The 23348-nt window shown below is 43.9% G+C and carries 25 protein-coding genes; 6 read left to right on the forward strand and 19 right to left on the reverse strand.

Annotated features, from left to right (window positions below; translation table 11 throughout):
- Nucleotides 1–13 precede the first annotated feature (13 nt).
- From GTH32_RS15315 to GTH32_RS15330, 5 genes are all read right to left on the reverse strand, one after another.
- On the reverse strand, nucleotides 14–421 hold the full coding sequence (locus tag GTH32_RS15315; protein WP_163087347.1) for an ExbD/TolR family protein: 408 nt from the start codon (nucleotides 419–421) through the stop codon (nucleotides 14–16).
- Nucleotides 422–667: 246 nt separating this feature from the next.
- Nucleotides 668–787, reverse strand: a complete 120-nt coding sequence (locus tag GTH32_RS19800; RefSeq protein ID WP_425482377.1) for an LPD1 domain-containing protein — start codon at nucleotides 785–787, stop codon at nucleotides 668–670.
- A 254-nt stretch (nucleotides 788–1041) separates the two neighbouring features.
- Complete coding sequence (locus GTH32_RS15320) at nucleotides 1042–1827, reverse strand: CLCA_X family protein (RefSeq protein WP_343033449.1); 786 nt, start codon at nucleotides 1825–1827, stop codon at nucleotides 1042–1044.
- Nucleotides 1827–2366, reverse strand: a complete 540-nt coding sequence (fldB, locus tag GTH32_RS15325; RefSeq protein WP_163087351.1) for a flavodoxin FldB — start codon at nucleotides 2364–2366, stop codon at nucleotides 1827–1829. The genes GTH32_RS15320 and fldB overlap by 1 nt, the downstream gene beginning before the upstream one ends.
- A 21-nt stretch (nucleotides 2367–2387) precedes the next feature.
- Nucleotides 2388–4244, reverse strand: a complete 1857-nt coding sequence (locus tag GTH32_RS15330) for a metallophosphoesterase family protein (protein WP_163087353.1) — start codon at nucleotides 4242–4244, stop codon at nucleotides 2388–2390.
- A 150-nt stretch (nucleotides 4245–4394) separates the two neighbouring features.
- Between GTH32_RS15330 and GTH32_RS15335 the strand changes: the two genes are divergently transcribed.
- Nucleotides 4395–5513, forward strand: coding sequence for an SdiA-regulated/phytase-like domain-containing protein (locus tag GTH32_RS15335; protein ID WP_163087355.1), 1119 nt, complete (start codon nucleotides 4395–4397; stop codon nucleotides 5511–5513).
- 60 nt (nucleotides 5514–5573) lie between these two features.
- Here GTH32_RS15335 and msrA read toward each other — a convergent pair whose 3' ends face one another.
- On the reverse strand, nucleotides 5574–6116 hold the full coding sequence (msrA, locus tag GTH32_RS15340) for a peptide-methionine (S)-S-oxide reductase MsrA (RefSeq protein ID WP_163087357.1): 543 nt from the start codon (nucleotides 6114–6116) through the stop codon (nucleotides 5574–5576).
- A gap of 154 nt (nucleotides 6117–6270) precedes the next feature.
- Between msrA and GTH32_RS15345 the strand changes: the two genes are divergently transcribed.
- The 3 genes from GTH32_RS15345 to GTH32_RS15355 all read left to right on the forward strand — a co-directional run bounded on the left by GTH32_RS15345 (nucleotide 6271) and on the right by GTH32_RS15355 (nucleotide 9005).
- The gene (locus GTH32_RS15345; RefSeq protein ID WP_163087359.1) at nucleotides 6271–6663 is read left to right on the forward strand and encodes a thiol-disulfide oxidoreductase DCC family protein; all 393 of its coding nucleotides are present in this window, start codon (nucleotides 6271–6273) and stop codon (nucleotides 6661–6663) included.
- A complete protein-coding gene (locus GTH32_RS15350) occupies nucleotides 6656–7381 on the forward strand; it encodes an SDR family NAD(P)-dependent oxidoreductase (protein WP_163087361.1) in 726 nt (241 codons plus the stop codon). Before GTH32_RS15345 ends, GTH32_RS15350 begins: the two co-directional genes overlap by 8 nt.
- 202 nt (nucleotides 7382–7583) lie before the next feature.
- On the forward strand, nucleotides 7584–9005 hold the full coding sequence (locus GTH32_RS15355) for a sodium-dependent transporter (protein ID WP_163087363.1): 1422 nt from the start codon (nucleotides 7584–7586) through the stop codon (nucleotides 9003–9005).
- A gap of 185 nt (nucleotides 9006–9190) precedes the next feature.
- Here the strand turns inward: GTH32_RS15355 and GTH32_RS15360 are convergent, their stop codons facing one another.
- Both GTH32_RS15360 and GTH32_RS15365 read right to left on the reverse strand, forming a co-directional pair.
- Nucleotides 9191–9997, reverse strand: coding sequence for an NAD-dependent epimerase/dehydratase family protein (locus tag GTH32_RS15360; RefSeq protein ID WP_163087365.1), 807 nt, complete (start codon nucleotides 9995–9997; stop codon nucleotides 9191–9193).
- 79 nt (nucleotides 9998–10076) lie between these two features.
- The gene (locus tag GTH32_RS15365) at nucleotides 10077–10874 is read right to left on the reverse strand and encodes a DUF2884 family protein (protein ID WP_163087367.1); all 798 of its coding nucleotides are present in this window, start codon (nucleotides 10872–10874) and stop codon (nucleotides 10077–10079) included.
- A 311-nt stretch (nucleotides 10875–11185) separates the two neighbouring features.
- Here GTH32_RS15365 and GTH32_RS15370 point away from each other — a divergent pair, with 311 nt between their 5' ends.
- Nucleotides 11186–11377, forward strand: a complete 192-nt coding sequence (locus GTH32_RS15370; protein ID WP_163087369.1) for a hypothetical protein — start codon at nucleotides 11186–11188, stop codon at nucleotides 11375–11377.
- Between the two features lie 66 nt (nucleotides 11378–11443).
- Here GTH32_RS15370 and GTH32_RS15375 read toward each other — a convergent pair whose 3' ends face one another.
- From GTH32_RS15375 to GTH32_RS15385, 3 genes are read right to left on the reverse strand one after another with little or no spacing between them, the layout of a single operon-like run.
- Nucleotides 11444–12763: a mechanosensitive ion channel family protein gene (locus GTH32_RS15375; protein WP_163087438.1), complete on the reverse strand. Its 1320-nt coding sequence runs from the start codon at nucleotides 12761–12763 to the stop codon at nucleotides 11444–11446.
- A complete protein-coding gene (locus GTH32_RS15380) occupies nucleotides 12763–13659 on the reverse strand; it encodes an acyltransferase (protein ID WP_163087371.1) in 897 nt (298 codons plus the stop codon). Before GTH32_RS15380 ends, GTH32_RS15375 begins: the two co-directional genes overlap by 1 nt.
- Nucleotides 13656–14570: an acyltransferase gene (locus GTH32_RS15385; RefSeq protein ID WP_163087373.1), complete on the reverse strand. Its 915-nt coding sequence runs from the start codon at nucleotides 14568–14570 to the stop codon at nucleotides 13656–13658. Before GTH32_RS15385 ends, GTH32_RS15380 begins: the two co-directional genes overlap by 4 nt.
- Before the next feature lie 123 nt (nucleotides 14571–14693).
- Here GTH32_RS15385 and fghA point away from each other — a divergent pair, with 123 nt between their 5' ends.
- Entirely contained in the window at nucleotides 14694–15536 is an 843-nt protein-coding gene (gene fghA, locus GTH32_RS15390) for an S-formylglutathione hydrolase (protein ID WP_163087375.1), read from the forward strand.
- An 11-nt stretch (nucleotides 15537–15547) separates the two neighbouring features.
- Here the strand turns inward: fghA and GTH32_RS15395 are convergent, their stop codons facing one another.
- From GTH32_RS15395 to GTH32_RS15430, 8 genes are all read right to left on the reverse strand, one after another.
- Nucleotides 15548–16039: a Rab family GTPase gene (locus GTH32_RS15395; protein WP_163087377.1), complete on the reverse strand. Its 492-nt coding sequence runs from the start codon at nucleotides 16037–16039 to the stop codon at nucleotides 15548–15550.
- Nucleotides 16036–17805 carry an OmpA family protein gene (locus tag GTH32_RS15400; RefSeq protein ID WP_163087379.1) on the reverse strand — a complete coding sequence of 590 codons (1770 nt, stop codon included), beginning with the start codon at nucleotides 17803–17805 and terminating at the stop codon, nucleotides 16036–16038. Before GTH32_RS15400 ends, GTH32_RS15395 begins: the two co-directional genes overlap by 4 nt.
- Nucleotides 17806–17808: 3 nt before the next feature.
- The gene (locus GTH32_RS15405) at nucleotides 17809–18360 is read right to left on the reverse strand and encodes a hypothetical protein (RefSeq protein WP_163087381.1); all 552 of its coding nucleotides are present in this window, start codon (nucleotides 18358–18360) and stop codon (nucleotides 17809–17811) included.
- Between the two features lie 303 nt (nucleotides 18361–18663).
- Nucleotides 18664–19500 carry a glycosyltransferase family 2 protein gene (locus GTH32_RS15410; protein WP_163087382.1) on the reverse strand — a complete coding sequence of 279 codons (837 nt, stop codon included), beginning with the start codon at nucleotides 19498–19500 and terminating at the stop codon, nucleotides 18664–18666.
- Entirely contained in the window at nucleotides 19497–20552 is a 1056-nt protein-coding gene (locus tag GTH32_RS15415) for a glycosyltransferase (RefSeq protein WP_163087384.1), read from the reverse strand. Before GTH32_RS15415 ends, GTH32_RS15410 begins: the two co-directional genes overlap by 4 nt.
- Nucleotides 20533–21573: a glycosyltransferase gene (locus tag GTH32_RS15420; RefSeq protein WP_163087386.1), complete on the reverse strand. Its 1041-nt coding sequence runs from the start codon at nucleotides 21571–21573 to the stop codon at nucleotides 20533–20535. The genes GTH32_RS15415 and GTH32_RS15420 overlap by 20 nt, the downstream gene beginning before the upstream one ends.
- On the reverse strand, nucleotides 21570–22595 hold the full coding sequence (locus tag GTH32_RS15425; RefSeq protein ID WP_163087388.1) for a glycosyltransferase: 1026 nt from the start codon (nucleotides 22593–22595) through the stop codon (nucleotides 21570–21572). The genes GTH32_RS15420 and GTH32_RS15425 overlap by 4 nt, the downstream gene beginning before the upstream one ends.
- Nucleotides 22592–23158 carry a glycosyltransferase family 2 protein gene (locus GTH32_RS15430; RefSeq protein ID WP_163087390.1) on the reverse strand — a complete coding sequence of 189 codons (567 nt, stop codon included), beginning with the start codon at nucleotides 23156–23158 and terminating at the stop codon, nucleotides 22592–22594. Before GTH32_RS15430 ends, GTH32_RS15425 begins: the two co-directional genes overlap by 4 nt.
- Between the last annotated feature and the right edge of the window lie 190 nt (nucleotides 23159–23348).

A 23348-nucleotide genomic window follows, 5' to 3' on the forward strand; every position in this document is an offset into this window, starting at 1 on the left:
TTAAAAAGAGCGTCTAGGTCTTTTTAACCAGTACAGATACTTTCTCAATACCCGCCACTTTTACTTGGTTCATTACTTCAACCACAGTACCGTGCTCGGTATCTTCTTCAGCTTGGATAGCTGCTGTATCAGTGTTGTTTTCTGCAAGATAAGTTTGCGTATTTGCAACAACACGACGAATATCCACTTCACGACCACCCATCATAATGGTGCCATCTGCCTTAATACGGATAGAAAGCGCTTTTGATGGCTTGTCGTTTTTAGCTTGATTGTCTTCAGGACGGTTTGCGTCCAAACCTTTTTCTTTTACGAACGAGGTCGTTACGATGAAGAAAATCAACATGATGAACACTATGTCCAACATGGGGGTCATATCAATCTGAGCCTCGTCTTCAGCCGAGGTATGCTTTTTTCTTTTCATCTCGTCTTCTTTCTTCTATTACGTTCGAGCGCTTTAGTATACTGCTTGTTACAAAAATAAACAGGGTTTTGTACAAAAACAGTGTACTCATTAACACTTGTTGCTGAAAAATTGCTCTACTTTCACAGTAAAAAAACAACAAACTAGGTTTGTTTATGTGAAATGGCGACGCCTAATTAGTAAAAATACAACATTCACGCTTCTTGCAGCGCTATGCGCAAATTACCATGAGGAGAAACGCCAAGTCTAGCTTCTGTTGTTTTTTTCTTTTTTTGCCCCGAAGAACACAGTATTAACGCGGCGATCTTCGATACAAGCCTCAAAAGTTCGAGCAGCCATCTCCTGAGATTTAACATAGTAATACATTTTTAACCTGTGATCAGCCTCTACCGATCGCAAAAAATGATCGTTGAGTGGAGCTGGATCTGATTTTATAAATACAAAACAATTACTTGTTTCGCAATATCCATAATGATCATAGTTGAATTCAATATTTAACGAGTGCTTTATCACGTTAAAAAAGCATCAAATCGGATCGTAGGTATTACGCGCTAGTGACACATTTACTCTTGCTGATCGTCTTGCTTAGCTTTTTTGGCAATACTTTCAGCGTGGTAAGGTTACCTTCGTTCAAGGGTTTTACCAAGCATAGCGAAATAGGTTTTGAAGTGATGCCCGATGAGGGCTCTTTCAGCACCTAGAGGGTAGATGCCGAGTTTAGCTTCAGGGGACTGCTTAGTGCCTTTTACCAAAAAATCGTTTTTTAGTGAATTATCTTGCACAAAGGCTTCAAACGCGCGGGCAGAGATTTCTTCAGGCATAGCGTAATAAAAGGTACCAAGTGCCTTATCTGCTTTTACACTTTTGACAAAAACCTCGCTTGGTTGGTCACTGTCTTGTTTGAGAAAGACATGTTGATAACAGCGCTCTAGTAAATTATTTAACGGGTGCTCAATCACTTGATTCCTTTGTAGCCATAAAGCAGAGGCGAAATCTTTGGCGCTCACCTTTTTTAAAAAGCGTTGGGTTATAAAATTGTCGAACGCATGAAAATACTCATGAGCTAGCGCACCAGCCCCCGCGTTTTTGGCTAAAGCGAGGGTTTTAGTGGCTGGGTTATATAGCGCCGAGCTATGCTTATTGCCGCCACTACCAAAAGCAATAGACAGGGTTCCGCGAAGCGAGATTACCTGCTCGTTTACCTGTAATATTGTCATTAAATCGCAAAGCGCATCAAAGAACAGGTTTGCTGCAATTTGCTGCTCTTCTTTACTTACCCACGCACCTACCTTTGCACTTTTAAAGCCGAATATCTTTACAATATCGCGGAACGTGACATCGGCACCGTCTCGATGACTTGGCCCATTTCGATAAAAAGGCTGATATAGCCTGCCTGGCGTCAAAATTACTCCGCAAGCTCGATTACAAGTTGTTCGCACCACTGGGCTATACGCTGTTCTGACACATCGTATTGATTTTCATCATCTAGCGATAACCCTACAAAATGCGACTTATCTTCAGTGAGTGCTTTTGATGCAGTGAAGTCGTAGCCTTCGTTAGGCCAGTAGCCAATAATATGGCAACCCCCAGGGGCGATAGCATCGTGCAACATACCCAAGGCATCTTGAAACCACTCACCATACCCAAGTTGGTCGCCTAGCCCAAATAGCGCAATGGTTTTGTTATTTAAATCTAGTTGATACACATCTTCCCAGTGCGATTCCCAGTCTTCTTGTAGCTCACCGAAGTCCCACGTAGAAATACCAAACAGAACAATGTCATAGTCGCGGGTTTTGGTTAGGTTCACGTCTTTAATATTGTGCATATCTGCAATATTGGCGTCGAACAGGCTATTCAACTGGGCCTGAATTTTCTCTGCCGCCATTTCGGTATAGCAGGTGGTGGAACCATAAAAAATGCCAATAGATAGCGCGTTTTCACTCATGACGTACCTCTGTATCGATCGCTAATCGTCTTTAATGGGCGGGAATTCTACCTCTTTCCCACTGCTCAACAAAGCTTTGCAGGTTACATGGCGGCGATTATTAGACAGTTTTAATACGCCAATGGCACAGCCATTGTAAAGTTCGCCATAACCTTCGGTAGGTTCGCGAGCAGATACCGACATATTCCTTCGTCGAGTAAACACGTTCAAAATAGAAGATGGGCCGTAAAACGCACGATTTAATCTATCGAGCCAGCGTATAAGTCCGTCTGGAAAGGCGTTTTTAAGGCCACTGCAGGTAAACTGGGTAATATGAGGGCTATTACGGCGAAAGCGCAAGCGCACATCGTACACGAAAGAATAGTGAACATCGCCAGATAAAATAATGAACTCGGGAGGCGTTTTATAGTGGCGAAAGATATTTAGCATTACATTGGCAGTGCCTTTGTGGGCCATCCAATTTTCGGCATCTACGGTGAGGGCTTTGCCGAAAAAAGTGAAAACCTTTTGGATAGCTTCAATAAACTTTACGCCATAAACTGGGGCGGCGGAGACCACGATAACCGCCTCTTTACCAATGATATTGTGCTGAAACTCGCACAACGCTTCCCAGTCCATTAATCCAGACGGTTTATTCATGCTCGACTCTGAACGCCACCGGCGGGTGCGTGTATCGAGTACTTCAATTGGCGGTGTGGTATCTAGCCGATAGTCCCACTCTTCAAAGGCAAGCAATTGGTCAATAAACGCGGCGTGTTTGTTAGTATCAGGATAGGTATACCATTGTTTAGCATGGTCGATAAGCTCAGCGCATTTATCTGGCGCGTTTCCCCAACCTTGGCACAGTAAATAACCGGTAAGCGCATTGCCAATCATACGTTTAGATAGGGGGTTACTGTAAACCTCTTCTTCCCAGCCGCGGGTTAGGTTCCAATCGTCAGTGACATCATGATCATCGAAAATCATATAAACAGGTACATGGGCTAACGCCCGGCGTACTTTATTGAGCGAGTCAACGAAACAACCAATTACCTTAGCTTCTTTATCGAAAGTTTCTCGCTGCTCGTTAGCTATTTCATCAGATGTTAATGTTATTGAAGACCATAAACTTGGCGACCAAACCAGTAAATACATGGCGAGTACTTCGGCGCCACTAATAAGATGGTTTTGCGCATTCACCGAGGTAAATATTGGTTTCTTTTTAGCCCCAAAAAAGAGCGTTGAAAGAGCGGTATTGGTGGCAATTTTAGGCAAAAGCTGTTGTCGTTGATAAAAGCAAAAGGGATGGCTGGCTAATTCACTTGAGTGAGAAACTACCGCGCCTTCTAAGGGTTCTTGTTGTAGCCCTAAAAGGCTAATTGTTTGTTGGATGGCGAGCAGCATGGGGCCCGCAACATCGTCTACATATACCTGATCGCCGGTCATCAGCAATAAATCAGGTCGTGCGGTTTCTTGATTGCTGCCCTGTGGACGAATAGCATTGGCGATGAGGTTATCTACTTGGGCTAGCGCATCATCACCATCATAATGAGGTTTTCGGCACGAACCATGTAAGATAGTACTTGGCGTATCTGTCCATACAAAACTTAAATTCGACTGATTGTCATAGAGTAAGCCTGGTAGCGTAGCATTCCATTGTTGTTGGTGCTGGTTACAGGTAAATTCAAGGGCGTATTCCACTGCCTGATTAGGCGTGAAGGTTTGCTTAGGGGTAAACGTGAGTAAACAGATATAACAGTGGGTGCCTACCTGTACGCTAACGCACTCACTTTCCCCCGCCAGTTGCTTGCCCTGTTGGGTTAAGGTTAGGCTAATTTCATCGTTATGAGAGGTAACGAGCCAGACATTACATTGCTTAGACGTTACACGTCTTACCATTGGCCCTGCTATAACAGCAGGAAGACTGGTTGAAGTGATAAGGGCCCCCAAAAAATACGTCTACCCAGGATTTTATAACCTTACTCTTTTTTGGCATTAAACGGTATGACAGATATACTCGGTTACAATTTTTTATAGGAAGTTTGTTTAATGGGTAAATCGCGTTTTTTGGCGCTATGCGCAGGTGTTTTTCTAATGGGGTGCAGTGAACCTCAGTCGGTTATTGTTGTTGAACAGAGCGATACGAGTATTGTGTCTAATGGGCAATGGATCCGAGATGCTTCTGGGAATGTTATGCCCGATCCGCAAACCTCAGGCTTATTTGCGCTAGGTGGCACCTTGGTTACTATTGCTGATGGCAGTGCACGTGAATCGCAACAGCGTAAGTTGCATTTCATTACGCCAGCTACTGCTAAGCTTCAGGGTGCAAGTAATGTCTTTGAACTTGCCTCGCGGGTATCTCGCAGCTGTTTTAGTGGCTATTTAACCAATGCCCCCGATCTTGAAGCGTTAGCTGCTGACCCTCGCCATCCAAACGTTTTCTATACGGTAACTGAAGATGCTACTCGCACAGGTACCCTAACCCCCCGCTGTGAGAAAAAGTACGAGAAGACGGGGTCTACCGACTATCCAACGCTACTGATTAGGTTGGAACAAAATAGTCAGGGTAAAGTAACCCTTACTCATGTGCGACCGTTACAGTTTGCCCCAGAAATGGCAGTGGGTAACTTTCCTAACGATGGCATTGAAGGCATGGTGATGGCAGAAGATGGAACTTTGTATCTTGCCTTGGAGAAAGATAAAGCCGGGCAGCCTCGTATTTTTACTCTTTCTATCGATGAGCAGTTTTGGGAAAGTGGCGATTTTGCGCCTGTCGCTGAACCATCGCTTTCATTACCTACCTTCAGCAAAGGAAATCACCCTATTAATGGGCTTGCTCTATATAGCACAGCGCAAAGCGAGTTTTTACTTGCTGCTGCCCGTAACGATGACGAACTATGGGTTATAGATACCCACAACGCTGTAAATACAAAACGCATACCCCTTGAGTTTTCGGTAAACGCGAGCGAAGGGTGTGAAAGCTATATTATGGATAACGCTTCTATAGAAGGGTTAGCGGTTATCGACGACACGCTATGGTTGATAAATGATCCGTGGAAGAAAAATTATATGAAAAACGTGGTTTGCGAAACTGAGCGGCCTAACTACGAAGCTAATGCACCTTTGTTATTTTCGCTCCCTTTGCGGGAAGAATGGTTTAGCAAATAGCGGCGGCAAAACGAACGGGCGCAACTATTACAGCGACTACAATAGTTGCGCCCATTTTAATTATTCACTGCGTAAACGGCTGGCAAACGTTTTTTTAAACTTGGCCAGTTTAGGTGCTACCACCATTGCGCAGTAGCGGTTTTCGGGGTTATTTGTAAAATAATCCTGATGGTAAGCTTCCGCTTCGTAATAGTTATTAATTGCTACCAGTTCGGTAACCACAGGGTCAGGCCAAATTTTCTCGTCTTCAATCTCTTGAATAATCGCTTTGGCTTCAGCTTCTTGCTTCTCGTCGTGATAAAAGATAGCGCTTCTGTACTGTGTTCCGACGTCGTGTCCTTGACGATTCAGTTGAGTAGGATCGTGTAACGCAAAGAAAATTTCTAAGATTTCACGGTAACTTATACTTTCAGCATCAAAGGTTACCTGAACGACTTCAGCGTGGCCCGTGGTTCCCTGACATACTTCTTCATAGGTGGGGTCGGCTTTCTCACCACCTGCATAACCTGACACTGCTTTCACTACCCCTTCAACGGTATTAAATGCAGACTCTATACACCAAAAACAGCCCCCGCCAAGGGTGGCTTTTTGTAAATTTGCCATTAGGTGAAACCTCTTTATATCTAATGACCACAGTGTGGGTGTGAGAGGCGTAAATCTCAAGTCATCCAAGGGCATTTTTTTATCGTATAACGGTATAACAAATAAAAAATGACCAAAGTAACTACGGTTACTGTAAAAGTCAGAGGTATATAAATTGATTATTTTTTATGATGGCTATTGCCCCTTGTGCAAGGCCGAGATGCGTCATTTGCAAAAACGAGATAAACACAATGCATTGACCTTGGTAGATATTCAGTCCACGGCGTTTGCCAGCAACTATCCACAACTAGACTTCCACGCACTCAACGCGCGTATTCATGGCATGCTCGATGACGGGCGTATGATTACGGGGCTAGATGTTACCTACCAAGCGTGGAAAGTCGTCGGTATGGGGTGGGTGTATGCACCGCTACGCTGGCCAGTAATTCGTGTTTTCGCCGACTGGGGCTATGTAAAGTTTGCAAAGCATAGATACACCATTTCCTATTTATTAACAGGTAAAAAGCGTTCTTGTGCGCGCTGTGTGCCTGGAGTGAGCAATGAATAGACAAACCTTAGTGGTAGGGGCTACTGGCGGCATAGGGAAGGCCTTGGTAGCCGCCTTAATTGAGCGAGGCGATAAGGTGATTGCGGTTAGCCGGGGCCGTGACATCGACGACACCTGGCCGGAAGCTGTAACATCCTATAGGTTAAAATCGCATACCGATGAAAACATTGCTACTTTGATAAATCACCTGCACCAAAACAAGGTGAAAATAAGCCTAGCAGTGGTCACCACCGGCATATTGCACGACGAAGATTACCCAGTAGCACCAGAGAAGCGTTTAGAAGATATTGATGAAAATGCCTTGCTACGTTATTTCGCCGTGAATAGTATTATTCCCGGATTATGGCTTAAGCACCTGATTCGGGTAATGGACAAAGGCCAGCCAACGCTTGTGTGCCTAAGTGCGAGGGTGGGCAGTATATCAGACAATAAACTGGGGGGGTGGTATGGTTACCGCGCATCGAAAGCGGCGCTTAATATGCTGCTTAAAACTGCGTCTGTGGAATATGCAAGGCGCTTGCGCCAACCTCTTTTAGTTAGTTATCACCCCGGTACGGTAGATACTGCGTTGTCGCATCCGTTTCAGCGCAATGTGAAGCCCGATAAGCTATTTACACCGACATTCACAGCACGCCAACTACTCCAACATATTGCCACGTTAGATAGGCAACAACCCTGCCACTATATTGACTGGGAAGGTAAGGTGGTAACTTGGTAATACGCCTTTTCCAGCCGTCAATTCCACGCTAATTCAAGACTTTTTATTACACTGCTGTTAACATGCGAAATTGGGTATGGTGCAGTGTATGTCGTTGCCAAAAGCGTAACGTTACTACCTCGTAGTAGACGCCACACGATGAAGTCGTTTTATGAACGCCATCCCGGCAAAATATAACAATAACTCAACAAGAGGAAGGGATATGAGCGGGGCCAGAGAACAGTTCGGATCGCGCATAGGTTTTATCTTAGCAGCAGCAGGTTCAGCTGTTGGTATCGGTAACTTAGTGGGGTTTCCCGTCGGCGCAGCAAAAAATGGCGGCGGTGCGTTTTTATTAATGTATGCAATTTTTGTATTTTCTATTTGTTTGCCCGTCATGTTGGCAGAGATGACCATGGGACGTCATGCAAAGAAAGACCCACTTGGCGCATACAGTGCTATTAGTGGAGATTCGCCCAAGTGGAAGCTAGCTGGATGGTTAGCAATTGCCACCCCCTTTATGATTGCGGTTTTCTATTTGGTTATTACCGTGTGGATCTTCGGCTATTTATTTGAAGCTGTAAGCGGCAATTTAGATTTGCTGGCCAACCCCGAAACATTTAATTTATTTATTAATTCCTCGTCTATCTTTATCTATATGGCGGTAGTGGTTGGCGTAGTTTATTTGATATTGCAAGGGGGCGTGAAAGAAGGCATCGAAAAAGCGGCCAAGCTACTTATGCCGGCCTTATTTGTAATGTTACTAGGGCTAGTAGTCTTTGTACTTACCCGTGAAAATGCTATGGCTGGGGTTAAGTTCTATATTATCCCTGACTTTTCAAAGCTTACGGCCTCGGTGATTAACGGCGCGCTATCGCAAGCATTTTTCTCGTTGTCGCTAGGTATGGGTATTTTGATTACCTATGGTAGCTACATCGATAAACGCGCAGATGTACCTACATCGGCAAAGTTGGTAGCGTTAACCGATACCGCCGTGGCTTTTACCGCTGGTCTAATGATTTTACCGGCTATCTTCTCGTTTAACCCAAACACAAACCCAGAGGATTTGAGCGAGTCTTCGGTAGGAATGATTTTTACTTACTTACCTAATATCTTTTTAGCTTTGCAAGATTCTGTGGGTTATTTAGGCGCATCAATAGTAGCAAGCCTATTCTTTTTGTTGGTATTTTTTGCCGCTATCACGTCACTGGTTTCTATCTTTGAAGTTCCGGTTGCAGCGCTTATGGATGAAAAGGGCGTAAGTAGAAAATGGGCGTTAACGTCATTAGGCAGTATAATGATTGTGATTGCTATATTGGCCGCACTCTCCTTCGGTAAGGTAGAAGCACTTACCTCATTTATTCACTATGCAGGCGTAGATAAATCTTTCTTCGACGTAATTTTAGACGTGTTTTACGAAACAATACTGCCGCTGAACGGCTTATTGGTATGTATCTTTGTAACCTATCGCTGGAAGAGCGCAAACTTTAATAAAGCGCTAGAAGAGGGCAGTCAGGGATACCGAGGCAGTTGGTTCGAGAAATATGTGGATGTTTCACTAAAAACGTTTATCCCCGCCATATTGCTTGTCATTTTCATTAATACGGTTGCAGTAAAGTACTTCAGTGTTAGCTTGTTCGGCTAATACCGGTGTGATTTCACTGCACATGTAAATAAAAACGCCCCGAAAGTTTCGGGGCGTTTTTATTTCTGCGTATCGTGGTTTGTGTATAGTTGCTCGCGTTTTGTTCGTTATGTTTTGGTTTTTATAGCCACTAACGAAAGGTTTTTTTGTAGTAATAGGCAAAGGGATAGGTATAAACCACGACTTCAAATCATTTTATTAGGGTGAGAAAAAGTGGGTGAAATGCCAAGTGTTTCCCAGCATGCAGTAGCATCAATACACTTACCACTTGCGGTATGGTTGGTGTCCTCGAATACCGGTAGCTCAAGGCCGCGGGCTTTAGCTGCCTCCACGTAATACTCTCCCCGTTTAGGATGCGCATTACTACACAAGTGAAAAAGTGTCTCTGTGGAGGGGGTTTCTATAATGTGTGTAAGTGCAGACACTACATCTTGTACATGAACTAAGTTTACGCGCTTGTGACCAGCGCTAAGGTGTTTACCGCTTAAACTCTTCACTGGGTGCCGATCGGGCCCGGTTAGCCCGGCTAAACGGACAATAGTAGCCTTAGTAGCGTGGTCCAGTAGATATTGTTCGATTTTTACGTGGGCTTTAGCAGATGGGGTTTCAGGCGCGGTAGGGGTATGGATATTTATATTACCGTCGCGACTATCCCCATACACGGAAGTGGTGCTGATAAAAACAATATGCTTCACCTTATGGCTTATCGCATTGTCTATGAGGTGCAGCATATTCTGGGTAAAGTCGCTAAGGTCTTTGTTTTTACGCCCTGGAGGTATATTAAGCACCAATGTAGCATCTGTTACAACACGATTAAGGTTGTGCAACTCATCACCAAGTTGGTAAACGACACCTTCTATACCTTGCGTGCTTAATTGCGCCGCTTTGTGTTTATCACGGGTAGTAGCAATAAGAGAGTAATGGGGGGATAGTGCGGCCCCAAGATAGCTACCTAACCATCCATACCCGCATATAACAACCTTGTTCGACATCAGACTTCTCCCAGTTCGTTGTTGTTAGGGGTAAAGTACCACTGATGTAGAACAAGGGGTAGTGAGCAACCGTCAGAGGTTACATTTTCATGTTATCGCCGCGCATATCCAATAGGTTAAGTTCGTCTAAGCCTGGGATGGTGGTTTGCATTTTGTGTTCTGCATAATTCGCTTCTTTAAGCACGTCACACAGTTTGTGCGCTTTTTCTTCTAGCGCCTCGGCTTCCGACTCTATGCGTGTTTCGATGGTTTCGCCAAAACGTTCCATTCTCTCTTCAAAGTCGCCCATGTCACCATCGTTCCATAACATTTGCGTACCCACCGCAATAAGAATTTGCCCCATGGATTGGCTAACTAACGACTCTACTTGTTGCTCAAATTCAGCTTCCCAACTTTCGTCAAACCAATCATCGCCCTCAAACTGAGTAGAGTCTATGTGAATATTCCCAGCCTCATCATAAAAAGAACTATCTAGCTTTTCCTCTAAAGTAGTAAACATCTGGTCAAAGTCACCAGTTAGAGAATTATCCGCGCCGAGTAATTCGCCAAACACTTCACTTACGGCCACGTTTGCAACAGCAAGGCCTTCGGTAGCGATTTCAAGCGTCATCGGAATGGCTTTATCAATATTGTCGTAATACTCATCTACCCACTGCTGTTGTGCCCCCGAAAGCGATATTGTGTCCCCATCAATAGAGAGTTCATGGTCACTATTAATCGCCATCACAGCCCCATTTTCCATATCTACAGTAAGCAGTCCTTGATGATATTGAAGGGCACCATGTAGCTGTACATTACATTCATTATCGTGGGCGAAAGCTGGGATAAGTGTCATAGCGCTGGCTAATGCAAGAGGAAGTATTGGGTTGAGCTTCATAAGGTAGTGTCCTTGTTTGTGGCTATCGCGAACATGATGCGGTTAAGCAATGCTTTATATTGCTATAAGGTTAGCAACCCCAGTGCCATTATTTAAAGTATTTGTATATCAATAAGTTAATGATTTTTAACGATGATAAAAGCGGGGAGGAAAACGAATAATTGGCGATCATGTTAATAATTTAGCGTTTTTGACCACGATCAAGTTTTCTGTAGACAATCGTTATTTGGCTAAAAATTTACTCTGTGAAGCATGTTCAAGTTATTGGATTTCGTGCATAATACGCGCAGAAAAATTAAGGGGTTTAGAGAATGACTGATTGGATTAACGCATTTTTATTTGCTGTTGCGGTAATGGCCTTCGCTCTGGGGCTTACCAGTATTATTATGAGTTTCATGACAACTGAGACTGGCAATAAAGGCATGCAAGAAAAAATCGAATACGGTTTTTTCGGTGTAAGCGGTATAGTGGTTTGTCTTCTCATGGGGTACGCACTAGCGTAGCACCGTCTACTGAGATTAAAAAAAAAACCGGCGTATTGCCGGTTTTTTTGTGGCTTATTTTGGTATTTATTCTGTGGGCTTATCAGCCGCATCCGCTTGCTTAGCCGGTTGACTTTCACTCACGGGGAAACAATGAGATAACTGTGTTAAATGGCCATCTCGCTGGTACGCTTCTAAATCAAATACCGATAGCATGGCCATTACATGATCGAAAATGTCGGCCTGAATGTGTTCATACTCAACCCAGTCTTTGCGAGCACTAAAGCAGTATATTTCAAGCGGGAGCCCTAGCTCCGTCGGTGGCAATTGTCTCACCATTAATGTTAACGACTGATTAACCAACGCATGCTTTCGTAAATAGGCTTCTAGGTACGCTCTAAAGGTACCTATATTGGTAAGGCGGCGACTATTGAGAAGGTCGGATTCATCAATAGAATAGTCGCGATGAAATGCCCGTAATTCGTTGGTTTTATTTTCGATGTATTCACTGATGTAGCGTACTTTAGAAAATCTATCTAACATTTTACTGTCGCACAGCTTTATCGAATGAATATTAATGTGAACAGCGCGCTTTATTCGGCGTCCGCCCGATTCCTGCATACCACGCCAGTTTTTCACCGCTTCTGTGGTTAGGCTGTATGTGGGCAGGGTAGAGATAGTTTTGTCCCAATTTTGTACTTTTACATTGGTTAAACCTATCTCTAATATTTCACCATCTACCTCATATTTAGGCATGGCTATCCAGTCGCCAGTATTAAACATTCTATTGGCCGCTATTTGTATACCGGCAACAAAACCTAAAATGGTATCTCTGAATATCAACAACAATACCGCCGCGATAGCGGTAAGCCCAGATACCAATAGCAAGGGGCTTTTATCTACAATAAGAGAGATACTGAATAATATGGTGAGAATAGCAAAGCCAAGTTTTAACACTTGTATAAAGCCGGTTATCGGCGCTCTTTTAGACAAGGCTGATGCGTTGTACACATCTTCAATTGTGCTCAATAATGCAAAGAGGGCGAGCAAGCCACTATAAAACATATACAGCTGTGCGCTTTTTATCAAAAGTCCATGAAAAACCGATTCACTGTCAATTAAGATGGGGGTAATAAGAAAGATAAAGAGCGCAGGGAATAAATGCATAAGACGGCGAAAAAAGCCGTGCTCTTGCAGCGCGTTGTCCCACAGATTATTGGTTTTATATACCCATGACGCGATTTGAGGGCGTACCACCAAACGGGCGATGATATAAATCACAAGGGCCACCATGAGAATGGATGCCAATGCAATAACATTGTAGAGCGGGTCTTCGGTGGTAAGTGAAGGGAATACATCTTTCACTAAATGAACAAACGTACCGCGAACCGAGGAACTCACTTCCATCATTTTAACTCCAGTAACTTATTAATACGATGGTCTTTATCTTGCCATAGCGTATTCAGCCATTGTTGGAAATAAAGCCTAAATTCAGCTTCGGCGCGCTTACCTTCTTGTTGTAATTCAGGTACGGCTTTTACTTCTACATCAATGATAATTTTCGTCATTTGCCCGCTAAGCATGGCCATCATAGGGTGGCGGCGGTTCTCAGGGTATAGCAAGGAAATATCTAATACGTTAGTAAATAATTCCCCCATTGCGGCAAGCGTGAAGGAAACCCCCCCGGCTTTCGGAGGAAGTAGATGGGTGTAGCTACTGTTTCGTATCTTATGCTTAAGAGGGGTGAAGCGCGTACCCTCAACAAAATTAATAACGGTAGTAGGTACGGTTTTAAACTTCTGACAATAGGCTTTAGTGGTAGCTAGGTCTTTGCCCCTTCGCTCTGGGTACTTCGCTAAATACTTTTTGGTGTATCTATGCATAAACGGCATATCTAGCGCCCACGCCCCTAGCCCTACAAAAGGAAGCCATATCAACTCTTTCTTTAAGAAAAATTTTGGTGCCGGAATACGCTTGTTAGCGAAATCAATTAATAAAACAATATCTAAATAACTAAGGTGATTGGCGATGATAAGATACCACCCTTCCTTCGCAAGTTCGCCGTGAATATTGCGCACTATTGTTACGCGGTTAAATAACTGTATGAGCCTTACGCTGATGCGGCCGAACGCAAACATACAACCGTGCATAACGGTATTCCATTGCGCTCTTATTTTACCCTTAGGTAGTGCTAGTTTGATAAAGCCCAGTACAATGATTAACGAGCCCCATAAGGCAAGGTTAGCTATCTGCAAACTGGTATGGATAACGAAGATAAAGGGTGCGAGAAGTAAACGGATCATAATGGTTTCTGCGTCGCATTTAACGAGTCTAACAAGGCATCTTTTTTCGCCCAGCGGTCATTTAAGTAGCCCTGAAAGCGACTTCTGACAGCAGGATCATCAAAGTATGCTTGGCTAAAGTAGCCGCCCTCAGTAATATCTTTAATTGGGGTTACCTCAATGCTAACGCGAATGTCTTTCACCTTACCGCTAACGAAGTCCCAAAACGAGGGCACACCGCCAGGGTAATCTATGGTCACGTCGATAAGCTTGTGTAGCTGCTCACCCATCGCTGAAAGCACAAATGCCGCGCCCCCTGCTTTAGGCTTTAATAAATGGGTGAAGGGAGATAATTGTCTGTCGTGTTTAGCTTGCGTAAACCGAGTACCTTCAACAAAATTCATGATACTTACGGGTTTATAGCGAAACTTTTCACATGCTTTGCGGGTGGTTTCCATATCTTTGCCTTTCAAATGCGGGTTTTTAGCAATGAAAGATTTTGAGTATCTACGCATGAACGGGAAGTCCAGTGCCCACCAAGCTAGCCCGAGAATGGGTACATAGATGAGCTCTTTTTTAAGAAAAAACTTCAAAAATGGAATTTTGCGGTTGAAAATTCGCTGTAGAACCAAGATATCAACCCACGATTGGTGATTCGCAATGACTAAATACCAATCTTTACGGGTAAGCTTCTCTAAGCCAGTTACATTCCAGCGTGTGGCGCTACTCATACGCTGGTTTAGGTTGTTCACGCCTATCCACGCCGTAGCACAGGCATCTAGCAAGTGAGAAATAAACCGACGCCATGCCGCGATGGGTATGAGTTTAAAAATGGACAGAACTAAGATTGGTGTTGCCCAAAGCACTGTGTTTAAAAAGTAAAAAATAACCGAAATTGTGCCAACAAGATGATGCATTATGCTTCTTATCATCGTACTTACCTCAAATATTTGGGCTTAGTGTAAACGAACTTGCTTTAAAATCCGATAGAACCTAACGGGATTGACGAGTAAATTGTGTAATTTTCCATATTTAACAGAGTAATAGGAGCTTTTATGGAGCTGATTAGTGAAAATCGAGCGTTTGGCGGGCGGTATTTACGATACAGCCATAGCGCAACCACAACTAACTGTAGCATGACATTTTCCGTGTTTTTGCCACCTTTTGCCTCAGCTGAAAAGCCTGTTCCCGTGCTTTATTGGTTATCGGGACTTACTTGTACTGACCAAAATTTCATGCAAAAAGCGGGTGCGATGAGGTTGGCTGCCGACCTTGGTATGGCCATAGTGGCGCCTGATACGAGCCCCCGTGGCGAGGATGTACCTGATGATGAAAATGGAAGTTACGATTTTGGTTTAGGTGCAGGCTTTTATGTAAATGCCACTCAAGCGCCGTGGGATAAGCATTATCACATGTACAGTTATGTTGTGGATGAACTCCCTGAACTTATCGAAGCTAACTTTCCAGTAACGCGGGAAAGAGCCATAAGCGGCCATTCTATGGGCGGGCATGGTGCTTTGGTTGTTGGGTTACGCAACCCAAACCGATATGTTTCGGTATCTGCGTTTAGCCCTATCGCCAACCCTATTGATTGCCCTTGGGGGAAAAAAGCCTTATCTCACTATTTAGGCGACGATGAGCAAACATGGCAGCAATATGATGCATCGGTATTACTAAGTAAGCAGAACCACGCCATTCCCTTATTGGTAGAGCAGGGAAATAAGGATGAGTTTTTAACTGAGCAGCTTAAGCCGCAAGCACTTGTGCATGCAGCTCAGCAATCCGATACACAGCTGACGTTAAATATGCATGAAGGCTATGATCACAGCTATTTCTTCATCGCCTCATTTATCGATGAGCATTTAGCGTTTCACGCCGGCCATTTAGGGCTTATTTAGCAGATAGGCTGCTACTGTGCCCAAAATGCGATAGTTGAAAATAAGTCTTCAACGTTATCACCTGTTTTGGCACTGGTTTTAATAAGAGAAGTGAAGCTTTTAGCATGTTCATTCACTTCTTCTTCGCTCCAGTGCCAGCTAGTGGGTAGGTCAGTTTTATTTACCACGAAAAACGCAGGAGTATCGGGATAGTGTTCTCTTGCCATAGATAATATGTCTAAACCCTCAAGCAACGACTGAGAGCGGGTTTGGTCGACCACCACAATATAGGCGGTTGCGCCACGTAAATACCTAGGGTTAAACCCACAGTATCTGTCTATACCTTCAAGATCCCAAAGCAAAAGCTGAACATCGTTACCGTTTTGGCTAAGCTGCTTCTTATCTATTTTAACACCAATAGTGGTTTGGTATTTTTCTGAAAATATTCCCTCTACGAACTGCTTTACTAGGCTAGTTTTGCCTACACCAGTAGGGCCGAGAATACACACTTTTTTCTGGTTCATGGGTTTTTATCCTCGGTAGTTTTGGCTTCCGATATCAATACATTGAGAAATACAGTTCGCCCCATCGCGTTTTCATTTAGAGGGAGCGAGCCTAACCCCATAGGTAATAGGAGGGACTCATCGACACCGTTAGAAACAAGTAAGTTTTTCACATTGTCGGCCCGTGCCCGGCTTAAGGTTTTATTCTTTGCGGTAGTACCGGAGCGGTCACTGGCGCCCATAATAAATACAGCAACAGATAGATTAATCTGATGCGCGACATCCTGCAACTGCGTTAACAACAATGTCAGTCTGTTAAACTTTTCCATTTCACTCACCGCCAAGGTATTTTGATTCTTTTTAAAATTGAGTGTTATGCCAGAAACTTCACTGGCGATCTGCTTGGCTAATGCTGCTGATAGTGTTGCGCTATTATCAGTAGCAACGGGGGGTATGGTGATATTATTGGCGTTGATATTTAGCTGCGATATTCCAGGTATGGCATTGACTTTTTGCAAGAGCAAGCTGTATTGCGCTGCAGAAATACTGCCCGATAGGCGCAAATTATTTGCCTCTTCTCTTGCTATTGAAAGCGAAGGGTAGGCGGAAATTAAGTTAAGCAATTTTGTTTCGATAACCGCATTGTGGAGCGATACGAACGATGATTCAGAAATACTTACGTCGTCAGTTTCTACACCATAACGGCGCAACCACTCACGGGCTGACGGTGCGGCTGGGTCTCGAAGTAATCGAAGGTGAATTTTGCCATTGTTAATTTCAGTTCGACTTAACACAATCCCCGGCTCGGGGGGCAATGTGTCTATATTGTTTTGCAAAAGCGCTAATTCAATGCGGAAAAAGGCCAGCGTAAGAAGGGAGACTATTGCCAATACAACCAGTAAGGTACCAGCTAATCGTTTCTTTTTACCTTGTTTCGCCTCTTTCTTTTCACTGACTAGACAATCGTTGAGAAGCGTGCCACACCCTTCAAACGGGCGGTTATCGCCTTTATATTCAAGTAGCGGCTTTTGATAGAACTGGTGAAATTCTTCCAGCGCTAACTGAAATTTTCCTCTAATTTCCGGGGGGGCGCTTCCTATCACGGCAGCGACTAATATAGCTTGCGGCCCCAAATTAATCAGTAGGGTAAAGTCGTCGGTTTTAATTTCCCCTAACTCATTGTCATAAGCGGCTTTGGAGGGGCTAAAAGCATCTGCTACAAAGTCGTTAATAGCCACCAGCATTGATGAGATAAGATCGGCGTCTTTGCTTTTTTGTGGATCGCTAGAAACCGTATGCAACAGGGTGCCTGTTTCACGATGGATGACGAATAATTGTTGAACTTGATATTGGTATACTTGTGAGGCGACATAGTCTGAGTAGCGAACCCCAGATTGCCAAGCTTTAAAACGCCAGGTGATACTTTTAGGGCTTAGACTATGTTCTATTAACGCATTTGTTTTTTCTACAAAATCGACTAAAAAAGCCGATACAGCCTTGCGAACAAGGGTTCCTACCAGAGGATATAATGTCCCTACTATTTTATCGCTATTTGCTTCAATAGACCGATGGAGCGATTTTTCAACTAAAGGAACGAGTACTTTATTCACCGAGCCATCTTTGGTTTCCCTGTCAAGCAAGGCCTCAGATACAACACCGCTCACCACACCCTTTGCGTTTCGGTTGAGTTTGTCTTCAATATATTTGTCGTCTCGCCCAATAAGCAACTCTCTGATTTTATCCAGCGAGTCGTCTACGGGGGCAGACGTTGGCCCCTTGTCAGTCATTTATTAGTGGTCGGTTGCAAGGTTGGTGGCCATGGTCGAAAGTAAATTCGCCAGCGTTTTCCTGTCGGTTTTGCTTTCGGATAACTCGCTGGTAACCTGCTGCAGTTTTTCCAACAATTCTTGGTGGCGCTTACTAAATAAACTGTCTAACGACTCTAGCTCTTTAACCACGTGTGCTTCTAACGCATCGTTGTCGTTCTTCGCTGACGTTTCGGCTATTTCAAGCTCGCTTTGTAATTTGTCGGTGGTACTTTGTAATTGCGCTTGAACATTGCTGTGGTTGTCATTTGCACTGGATAGTTGATGGGAGAGTTCGGTGATCTGTTGGTCTATCAGTTTACGTATATCGTTAAACTGGTTATCTAGATGATCGTTAAGCTTGGCGAAATTATCATTTACCCGTGACTCAAGTGCAGATAGGTCTGCGCGAAAAGCACGGTTTGTTTGACCAAAAAGAATCTCGCGTAACTGCGCCAATTCATCGGCGGGTTGCGGGGCGCTTTGTGGTTGGTCAATGTCGTGAGCTTGCTGGTCCTTTGGCTTCTTGTCCGCCATAAAATCTCTCCGTAACGTGCGGTTTAATCGCATCGACTGTGCCTAAAATGGCATTTTTAATTTCATCTGTGCAAATGAAAATTGTTTAATACTTATACCATAGCTCTAAATAATGAACTTTGAAATACACCATAAGCATAATTGTGGTAAATGTGATGTAAAAAATTACTGAGCTTTCAGGGAGTTGATGGTAAACATCTGTTTTATTAAACAGATGTTTACAGCGCGACGTAGGGCGTATAAGTGGAGAAAGTGGAAGCGTTTAAAAAAACGCCGGCGCTCACAATACACGGTTAGGGCTATTTAATAAGGCTGGGTCGATAATGCATTTGTAATATCTGACTGTGAAGGTAAACAGATAACGTCGAATTGGTGTTTATTTTCATTAAAGGCTACAAATCCTCTATCGCAGAAATGTTGAAGCCATGAATACATAGGAAAATAATTATGTTTTGAAAAAAAACGATTGGCATTATGAACAATTTCAGAAAGGTAGTTTAACGGTGGTGTATATTTTAAATGATACTGATGTAACACTTCATCTTTCACCAACATAAAAGCGAAACCCATCGCGTTAAAGCGCTCTGCGAAATCTGTGTCTTCGCCACCGTACCCCGTAAACCCTTCGTCAAACCCACCAATAAGATTGAAGCTCTTTCGCTTTAGCGCAAATACAAGTGACCAAAACTTTTTATGCGGCAAGGTTTCAAATGTGCTGAGTTCTGCTCTTTTAGGGTGAGTAAGTGCATCGGGCGCAATTAACGGGTAATTGCCCTTTAGTGGCATATAGGGCAGGTATCGCGCATAGGCTGAGATAATGGTGTTGTCGGTTACATGGGCAAGTAAATTTTCAAGTACAGTAGGACTACATATGCAATCAACATCGAGAAATACAATATTTTCAAACGAGGTGTTTTGAAAACCTACATTCCTTGCTTCTGCAAGAGGAAGCACTGCATCTTCTATATAAACCTGTTTTAGGTTAAGTTCTGTGTCAGTAACGTGAGACTGAGGCGTGGGTGTTTCCATCCATACCACAACAATTTCATCGGGAATTAAACTGCCCGCTTTTATGCTTTCAAGTAAATTTTCTAACTGCCTTTTTCTCCCTTTAACCAGGGTTACTACCGAAAACCTCATAATAAATGTTCCTTAACCAGGGCTTCAAAATTGCGTTGCCATAGCGCTGAGACCGTTTCATTTTTGATTGTTGCTAGCGTGTCGGCATTTAAGCTTTTGGCGTGATCAACGGCATGAAGTATGTTGATTTTTTCATGCAGTTCATCTTTTTCTAAACATACCGCAGCCCCAATCTCAGATAGCCGCTTGGCTTTTGCATTCTGTTCTTCATAGGGCCTAGATGCCGGCACAACAATAAGTTTCTTTCCTACTGAAAGGAGTTCGCAAAGGGTATTGTTACCGCCACTACAAAAGACGATATCTGTTTGTGCGTGCGCAATAATGCTGTCTACCTGTTCGTTGTGAGTCACCTGATTAAGGTAGCGAAGCTGGGTTTTATCACCGCCAATAACTGAAATGGGCATTTCATAGGGCAATAGCGCCTCGCAAATAGCATTGATAACCTGCGCATCGTTATGAATAACGGTTATGCCCTTTTTGATTACAGGAGAATTGTTTGTGGAAGCGGCGATACACCCTAAAAAAGTAGTTTTGTTCAAAAACGCGAAGTCCGGGGCTTCAAATTGTGAAGGGTAGGGAGCATATAGCGCTTGTGCACAATGGTAAGCGAACACTTGCGTAGGATCGCCGCTAATATCCCCGGTATGCCGTTGCATCAATACCGGAAGGCCTGCTCCGCGTGCGTAAATAGTAAGCTCTGCCGAGACATCGCTGATAAAGCCCGTAAACAGAGTTTCATTAACTAACTGGTAAAAATAATAGGCCCGGTGACACGAACTTGGGGATAAGGGAACCCCTTCAAATGCAGCATCGAACGAACGTGCTTTTGCCGTGTTGCCCTGGCATTTCGCCGGCAAGGTAAAAATCTCTCGATTGCTAAGGGCTTCAGCTACAACAGCTTTAAAGGCGTGGTGCCCAATCAACAAAGAAACGTCAGCATACTTTTCAGCCAAAGGGACGAGTTTTTTCGCTCGCGCAATATGGCCATTACCGTGATGATGAATATAGTAAAGTAACTTAGGCTTTTGTGAATTAGGCTTTTGCTGCGGCATAAATTCGCTCGTAGGCTTTAACGGTAAAAGAGATATCGAACATGGAAGCAACGCCCTGACATTCAGTGACGCTTACGTCACAGGCTGTTTTATAAGCGTGATGCAAGCTATCACGGTCTGCGACATCAATGGTTTGTGTAACAGGAGAATGACGAAGCTCCTTGGGTATAGCGGCGTCTGTTCCAATAACAGGGGTACCTAACGCAAGCGCTTCTAGGGTAACCAGCCCAAAAGGCTCCTTCCAATCAGAGGTGATGAGAAGAAGGCGGGCGTGTGAAATGTAACTGTACAATGTGTGCTGGGAAACATGTCCGCCATAGCGAATATCGCCCTTAAGCAGGGGGGAAACGCATTCGTCAAAGTAGGGTTTATCGCTTATTGGGCCATATAGGGTTAAGGCAACATTTAACGCTTGTGCAGCGTGAATGGCTTTGACGGGGTTCTTTTCTTCACACAGCCTTCCTACCCAAATTATCTCATCGTTCTTTTTAGTTGCTGGTGAAGGCAGATGTGCCATATCAATGCCATTGGGAATAATAGCTAACTCACTAGAAATCGTTTCTCGCCACTGCTCAGCAAGCCGCTGAGACACCGCAACGTATATATCCTTGCTTCTACTGCTATTGAGTTTATGGGTTAGCGCAAGCCGCTCTGATACTGGGCTATGAAGGGTAATAACGTTAGCGCGTTGATGAAAAAATGCGAAGTCGTACATAGCATGGTAATAACTATGAAAATGGATAATGTCGTAATCTTCAGTATCAAATAGCCCGAACTGCGCTGCCTGAAACAGTTTTTGTCCATCCGACTCTTCGGTTATGGCATCCGCCATTCTAAACGCAGACTCTTGCAACTGAAGGGTATTGAATTGGTTATCTTCATCAGCATCCTTACACAAAATGTCTACTTCGTGCCCAGCGCTTGCCATGCCATTTGCTAAGCTAACCACGAATGATTCTGTGCCGCCTTTAAAAGGCTCCCGCAAGGAGACAATAGGGCTAGTTACCATTAATATTTTCATATTATCTGCGCTAACTTTTCTAAGTAAGAGGAACACATAGTGTGGATAGGAAATTTCTGTGCACGATGCACCACGTCATCACTGTGTATAGACAGTGATTTTTCACACGCCTCAGCTAAACTTTCTACGTTGTTGCCCAGTGCAAGTACGCCACCCTTTTTCGAAACCACCTCGGGAAATGCGCCTCTATTAAACGCAGCGACCGGGGTGCCAGAAGCCATAGCTTCCACTGTAGAAAGACCAAATGGCTCGTCCCATCGAACACCAAAAACAGCCGCTTGTGCCAATTTCAATTCCTGTTGTAGTGCGCGATGGTCAAGATGACCTAGATAATTAACGCCGTTTCCAAGGTGAGGAGCTATTTTCTCTTCGAAATAGTTTTTATCGTGAATAGGCCCAGCAATATTTAAATCTATTTTAAGCAAATTGGCGGCTTTTACCGCCAGGTCAAACCCTTTTGAGGGCACGATTCGGCCAAAGCTGAAAAGTTGCTGTTTTGCGGCTTTCGCGCCATACCACTCAGTTAGCTCAATACCGTTGTAAATAACATCGATGGTGTCGTTGATATAGGGCTGCCAGCATTCAGCCACACTGTAAGAAACGGCATTGAAATGCACATAAGGAGATAAAGATGATAGTTCCGCCGATGCTTTTAGCCGGCTATAGGGCGGTGTGTGAAGCGTGGTTAACATAGGTAAATCATACTTACAGGCCCAAACCGTAGGGATAGGGCTTATCGCGTTGTTGTGAACCACGTCATAGTGGTTTACTAAAATGTCTCGCATTACTTTAAGTAGAAAATCATTTTCGATGAGTTCGGGGTAGCGCCGATGGGCTTCGCTATCAAAAGGGAACGATACTAAACGTGCGGGAGAGGGAATGTCTGATCCAGGGTGGGCGTAGACTACCACTTCTGCTTCAGCACAATAGTGCGGTATGAGCGAAGCTATAAACGCTTCAAGTCCCCCAGGGAAAGGCGACTTAATTGGAAAACGCGGGTGAGCGATTAACGCTATTTTCATGCTGGTATTTCTCGTCCATGGCCGTGTTTATAGAGAATTACATCGTCGTATTCCTTAGGGCGCTGCGCTTCATAGGCGTGTTTAAGAAGCTGCCAATCGGCGCTGGCCTCATTTTTAAAAGGTAACAAGCGTTGTAGAAATGCATAGTCAAAAATACAGCTCTCTATTGGGCGCCGGTGATCTTTTGCTTGTTGCAATGTACCGTTGAATTTATGGGGCGTGGTTGCAAACCCATTCCATTCTTGCTTTGCGATGGAAGCGGTTATTGCTTCATCAAATTCATCATCGTCAGTTCGAAAAACAACCCGGCCACCACGGATAGATTGAAGGGCTAAGTTATATGCAATAAAACGGGAATTTTTACGGTTTTCTATATATGTGCACTGGACGGGTAGGCGTGTTACCGCGTTTTTATATACTGATAACTGTTTGTATTTCTCTGGGGAGTTATCTACCAGTATTATGGTTGCATTAGGCATAGCGAAGGCCAGCTTCGCTATATTATTCAATGCTGAATCTATCATGGCATAGGTAACAACTACCGCGGTTACGTGCTTTTTCATCGCAAACTAGCTATGCAATTGGCTTTTTAAATGGCGCAATTTCAGCTCAAGTCGTAACCGCTCAGATATTTTCCAATAGGGTAATTTTCTAAGCAGCTTCTCAGATTTAATTAACTCAGAATTAAGCTTTGATGAGTTTAGAAATACCATATCAATATCCTTTTAAAAATTACCCGCCGTCGACAATGGA

It is taken from the genome of Alteromonas profundi (assembly GCF_010500865.1).
In the GTDB taxonomy this organism is placed as follows: Bacteria; Pseudomonadota; Gammaproteobacteria; order Enterobacterales; family Alteromonadaceae; genus Alteromonas; species Alteromonas profundi.

Excerpts from the sequence above, each read along its gene's own strand:
- GTH32_RS15315 (WP_163087347.1), bottom strand. The coding sequence starts at position 421 with ATGAAAAGAAAAAAGCATACCTCGGCTGAAGACGAGGCTCAGATTGAT.
- GTH32_RS19800 (WP_425482377.1), bottom strand. The coding sequence starts at position 787 with ATGTATTACTATGTTAAATCTCAGGAGATGGCTGCTCGAACTTTTGAG.
- fldB (WP_163087351.1), bottom strand. The coding sequence starts at position 2,366 with ATGAGTGAAAACGCGCTATCTATTGGCATTTTTTATGGTTCCACCACC.
- GTH32_RS15330 (WP_163087353.1), bottom strand. The coding sequence starts at position 4,244 with ATGGTAAGACGTGTAACGTCTAAGCAATGTAATGTCTGGCTCGTTACC.
- GTH32_RS15335 (WP_163087355.1), top strand. The coding sequence starts at position 4,395 with ATGGGTAAATCGCGTTTTTTGGCGCTATGCGCAGGTGTTTTTCTAATG.
- msrA (WP_163087357.1), bottom strand. The coding sequence starts at position 6,116 with ATGGCAAATTTACAAAAAGCCACCCTTGGCGGGGGCTGTTTTTGGTGT.
- GTH32_RS15350 (WP_163087361.1), top strand. The coding sequence starts at position 6,656 with ATGAATAGACAAACCTTAGTGGTAGGGGCTACTGGCGGCATAGGGAAG.
- GTH32_RS15355 (WP_163087363.1), top strand. The coding sequence starts at position 7,584 with ATGAGCGGGGCCAGAGAACAGTTCGGATCGCGCATAGGTTTTATCTTA.
- GTH32_RS15360 (WP_163087365.1), bottom strand. The coding sequence starts at position 9,997 with ATGTCGAACAAGGTTGTTATATGCGGGTATGGATGGTTAGGTAGCTAT.
- GTH32_RS15365 (WP_163087367.1), bottom strand. The coding sequence starts at position 10,874 with ATGAAGCTCAACCCAATACTTCCTCTTGCATTAGCCAGCGCTATGACA.
- GTH32_RS15370 (WP_163087369.1), top strand. The coding sequence starts at position 11,186 with ATGACTGATTGGATTAACGCATTTTTATTTGCTGTTGCGGTAATGGCC.
- GTH32_RS15375 (WP_163087438.1), bottom strand. The coding sequence starts at position 12,763 with ATGGAAGTGAGTTCCTCGGTTCGCGGTACGTTTGTTCATTTAGTGAAA.
- GTH32_RS15380 (WP_163087371.1), bottom strand. The coding sequence starts at position 13,659 with ATGATCCGTTTACTTCTCGCACCCTTTATCTTCGTTATCCATACCAGT.
- GTH32_RS15385 (WP_163087373.1), bottom strand. The coding sequence starts at position 14,570 with ATGATAAGAAGCATAATGCATCATCTTGTTGGCACAATTTCGGTTATT.
- fghA (WP_163087375.1), top strand. The coding sequence starts at position 14,694 with ATGGAGCTGATTAGTGAAAATCGAGCGTTTGGCGGGCGGTATTTACGA.
- GTH32_RS15395 (WP_163087377.1), bottom strand. The coding sequence starts at position 16,039 with ATGAACCAGAAAAAAGTGTGTATTCTCGGCCCTACTGGTGTAGGCAAA.
- GTH32_RS15400 (WP_163087379.1), bottom strand. The coding sequence starts at position 17,805 with ATGACTGACAAGGGGCCAACGTCTGCCCCCGTAGACGACTCGCTGGAT.
- GTH32_RS15405 (WP_163087381.1), bottom strand. The coding sequence starts at position 18,360 with ATGGCGGACAAGAAGCCAAAGGACCAGCAAGCTCACGACATTGACCAA.
- GTH32_RS15410 (WP_163087382.1), bottom strand. The coding sequence starts at position 19,500 with ATGAGGTTTTCGGTAGTAACCCTGGTTAAAGGGAGAAAAAGGCAGTTA.
- GTH32_RS15415 (WP_163087384.1), bottom strand. The coding sequence starts at position 20,552 with ATGCCGCAGCAAAAGCCTAATTCACAAAAGCCTAAGTTACTTTACTAT.
- GTH32_RS15420 (WP_163087386.1), bottom strand. The coding sequence starts at position 21,573 with ATGAAAATATTAATGGTAACTAGCCCTATTGTCTCCTTGCGGGAGCCT.
- GTH32_RS15425 (WP_163087388.1), bottom strand. The coding sequence starts at position 22,595 with ATGAAAATAGCGTTAATCGCTCACCCGCGTTTTCCAATTAAGTCGCCT.
- GTH32_RS15430 (WP_163087390.1), bottom strand. The coding sequence starts at position 23,158 with ATGAAAAAGCACGTAACCGCGGTAGTTGTTACCTATGCCATGATAGAT.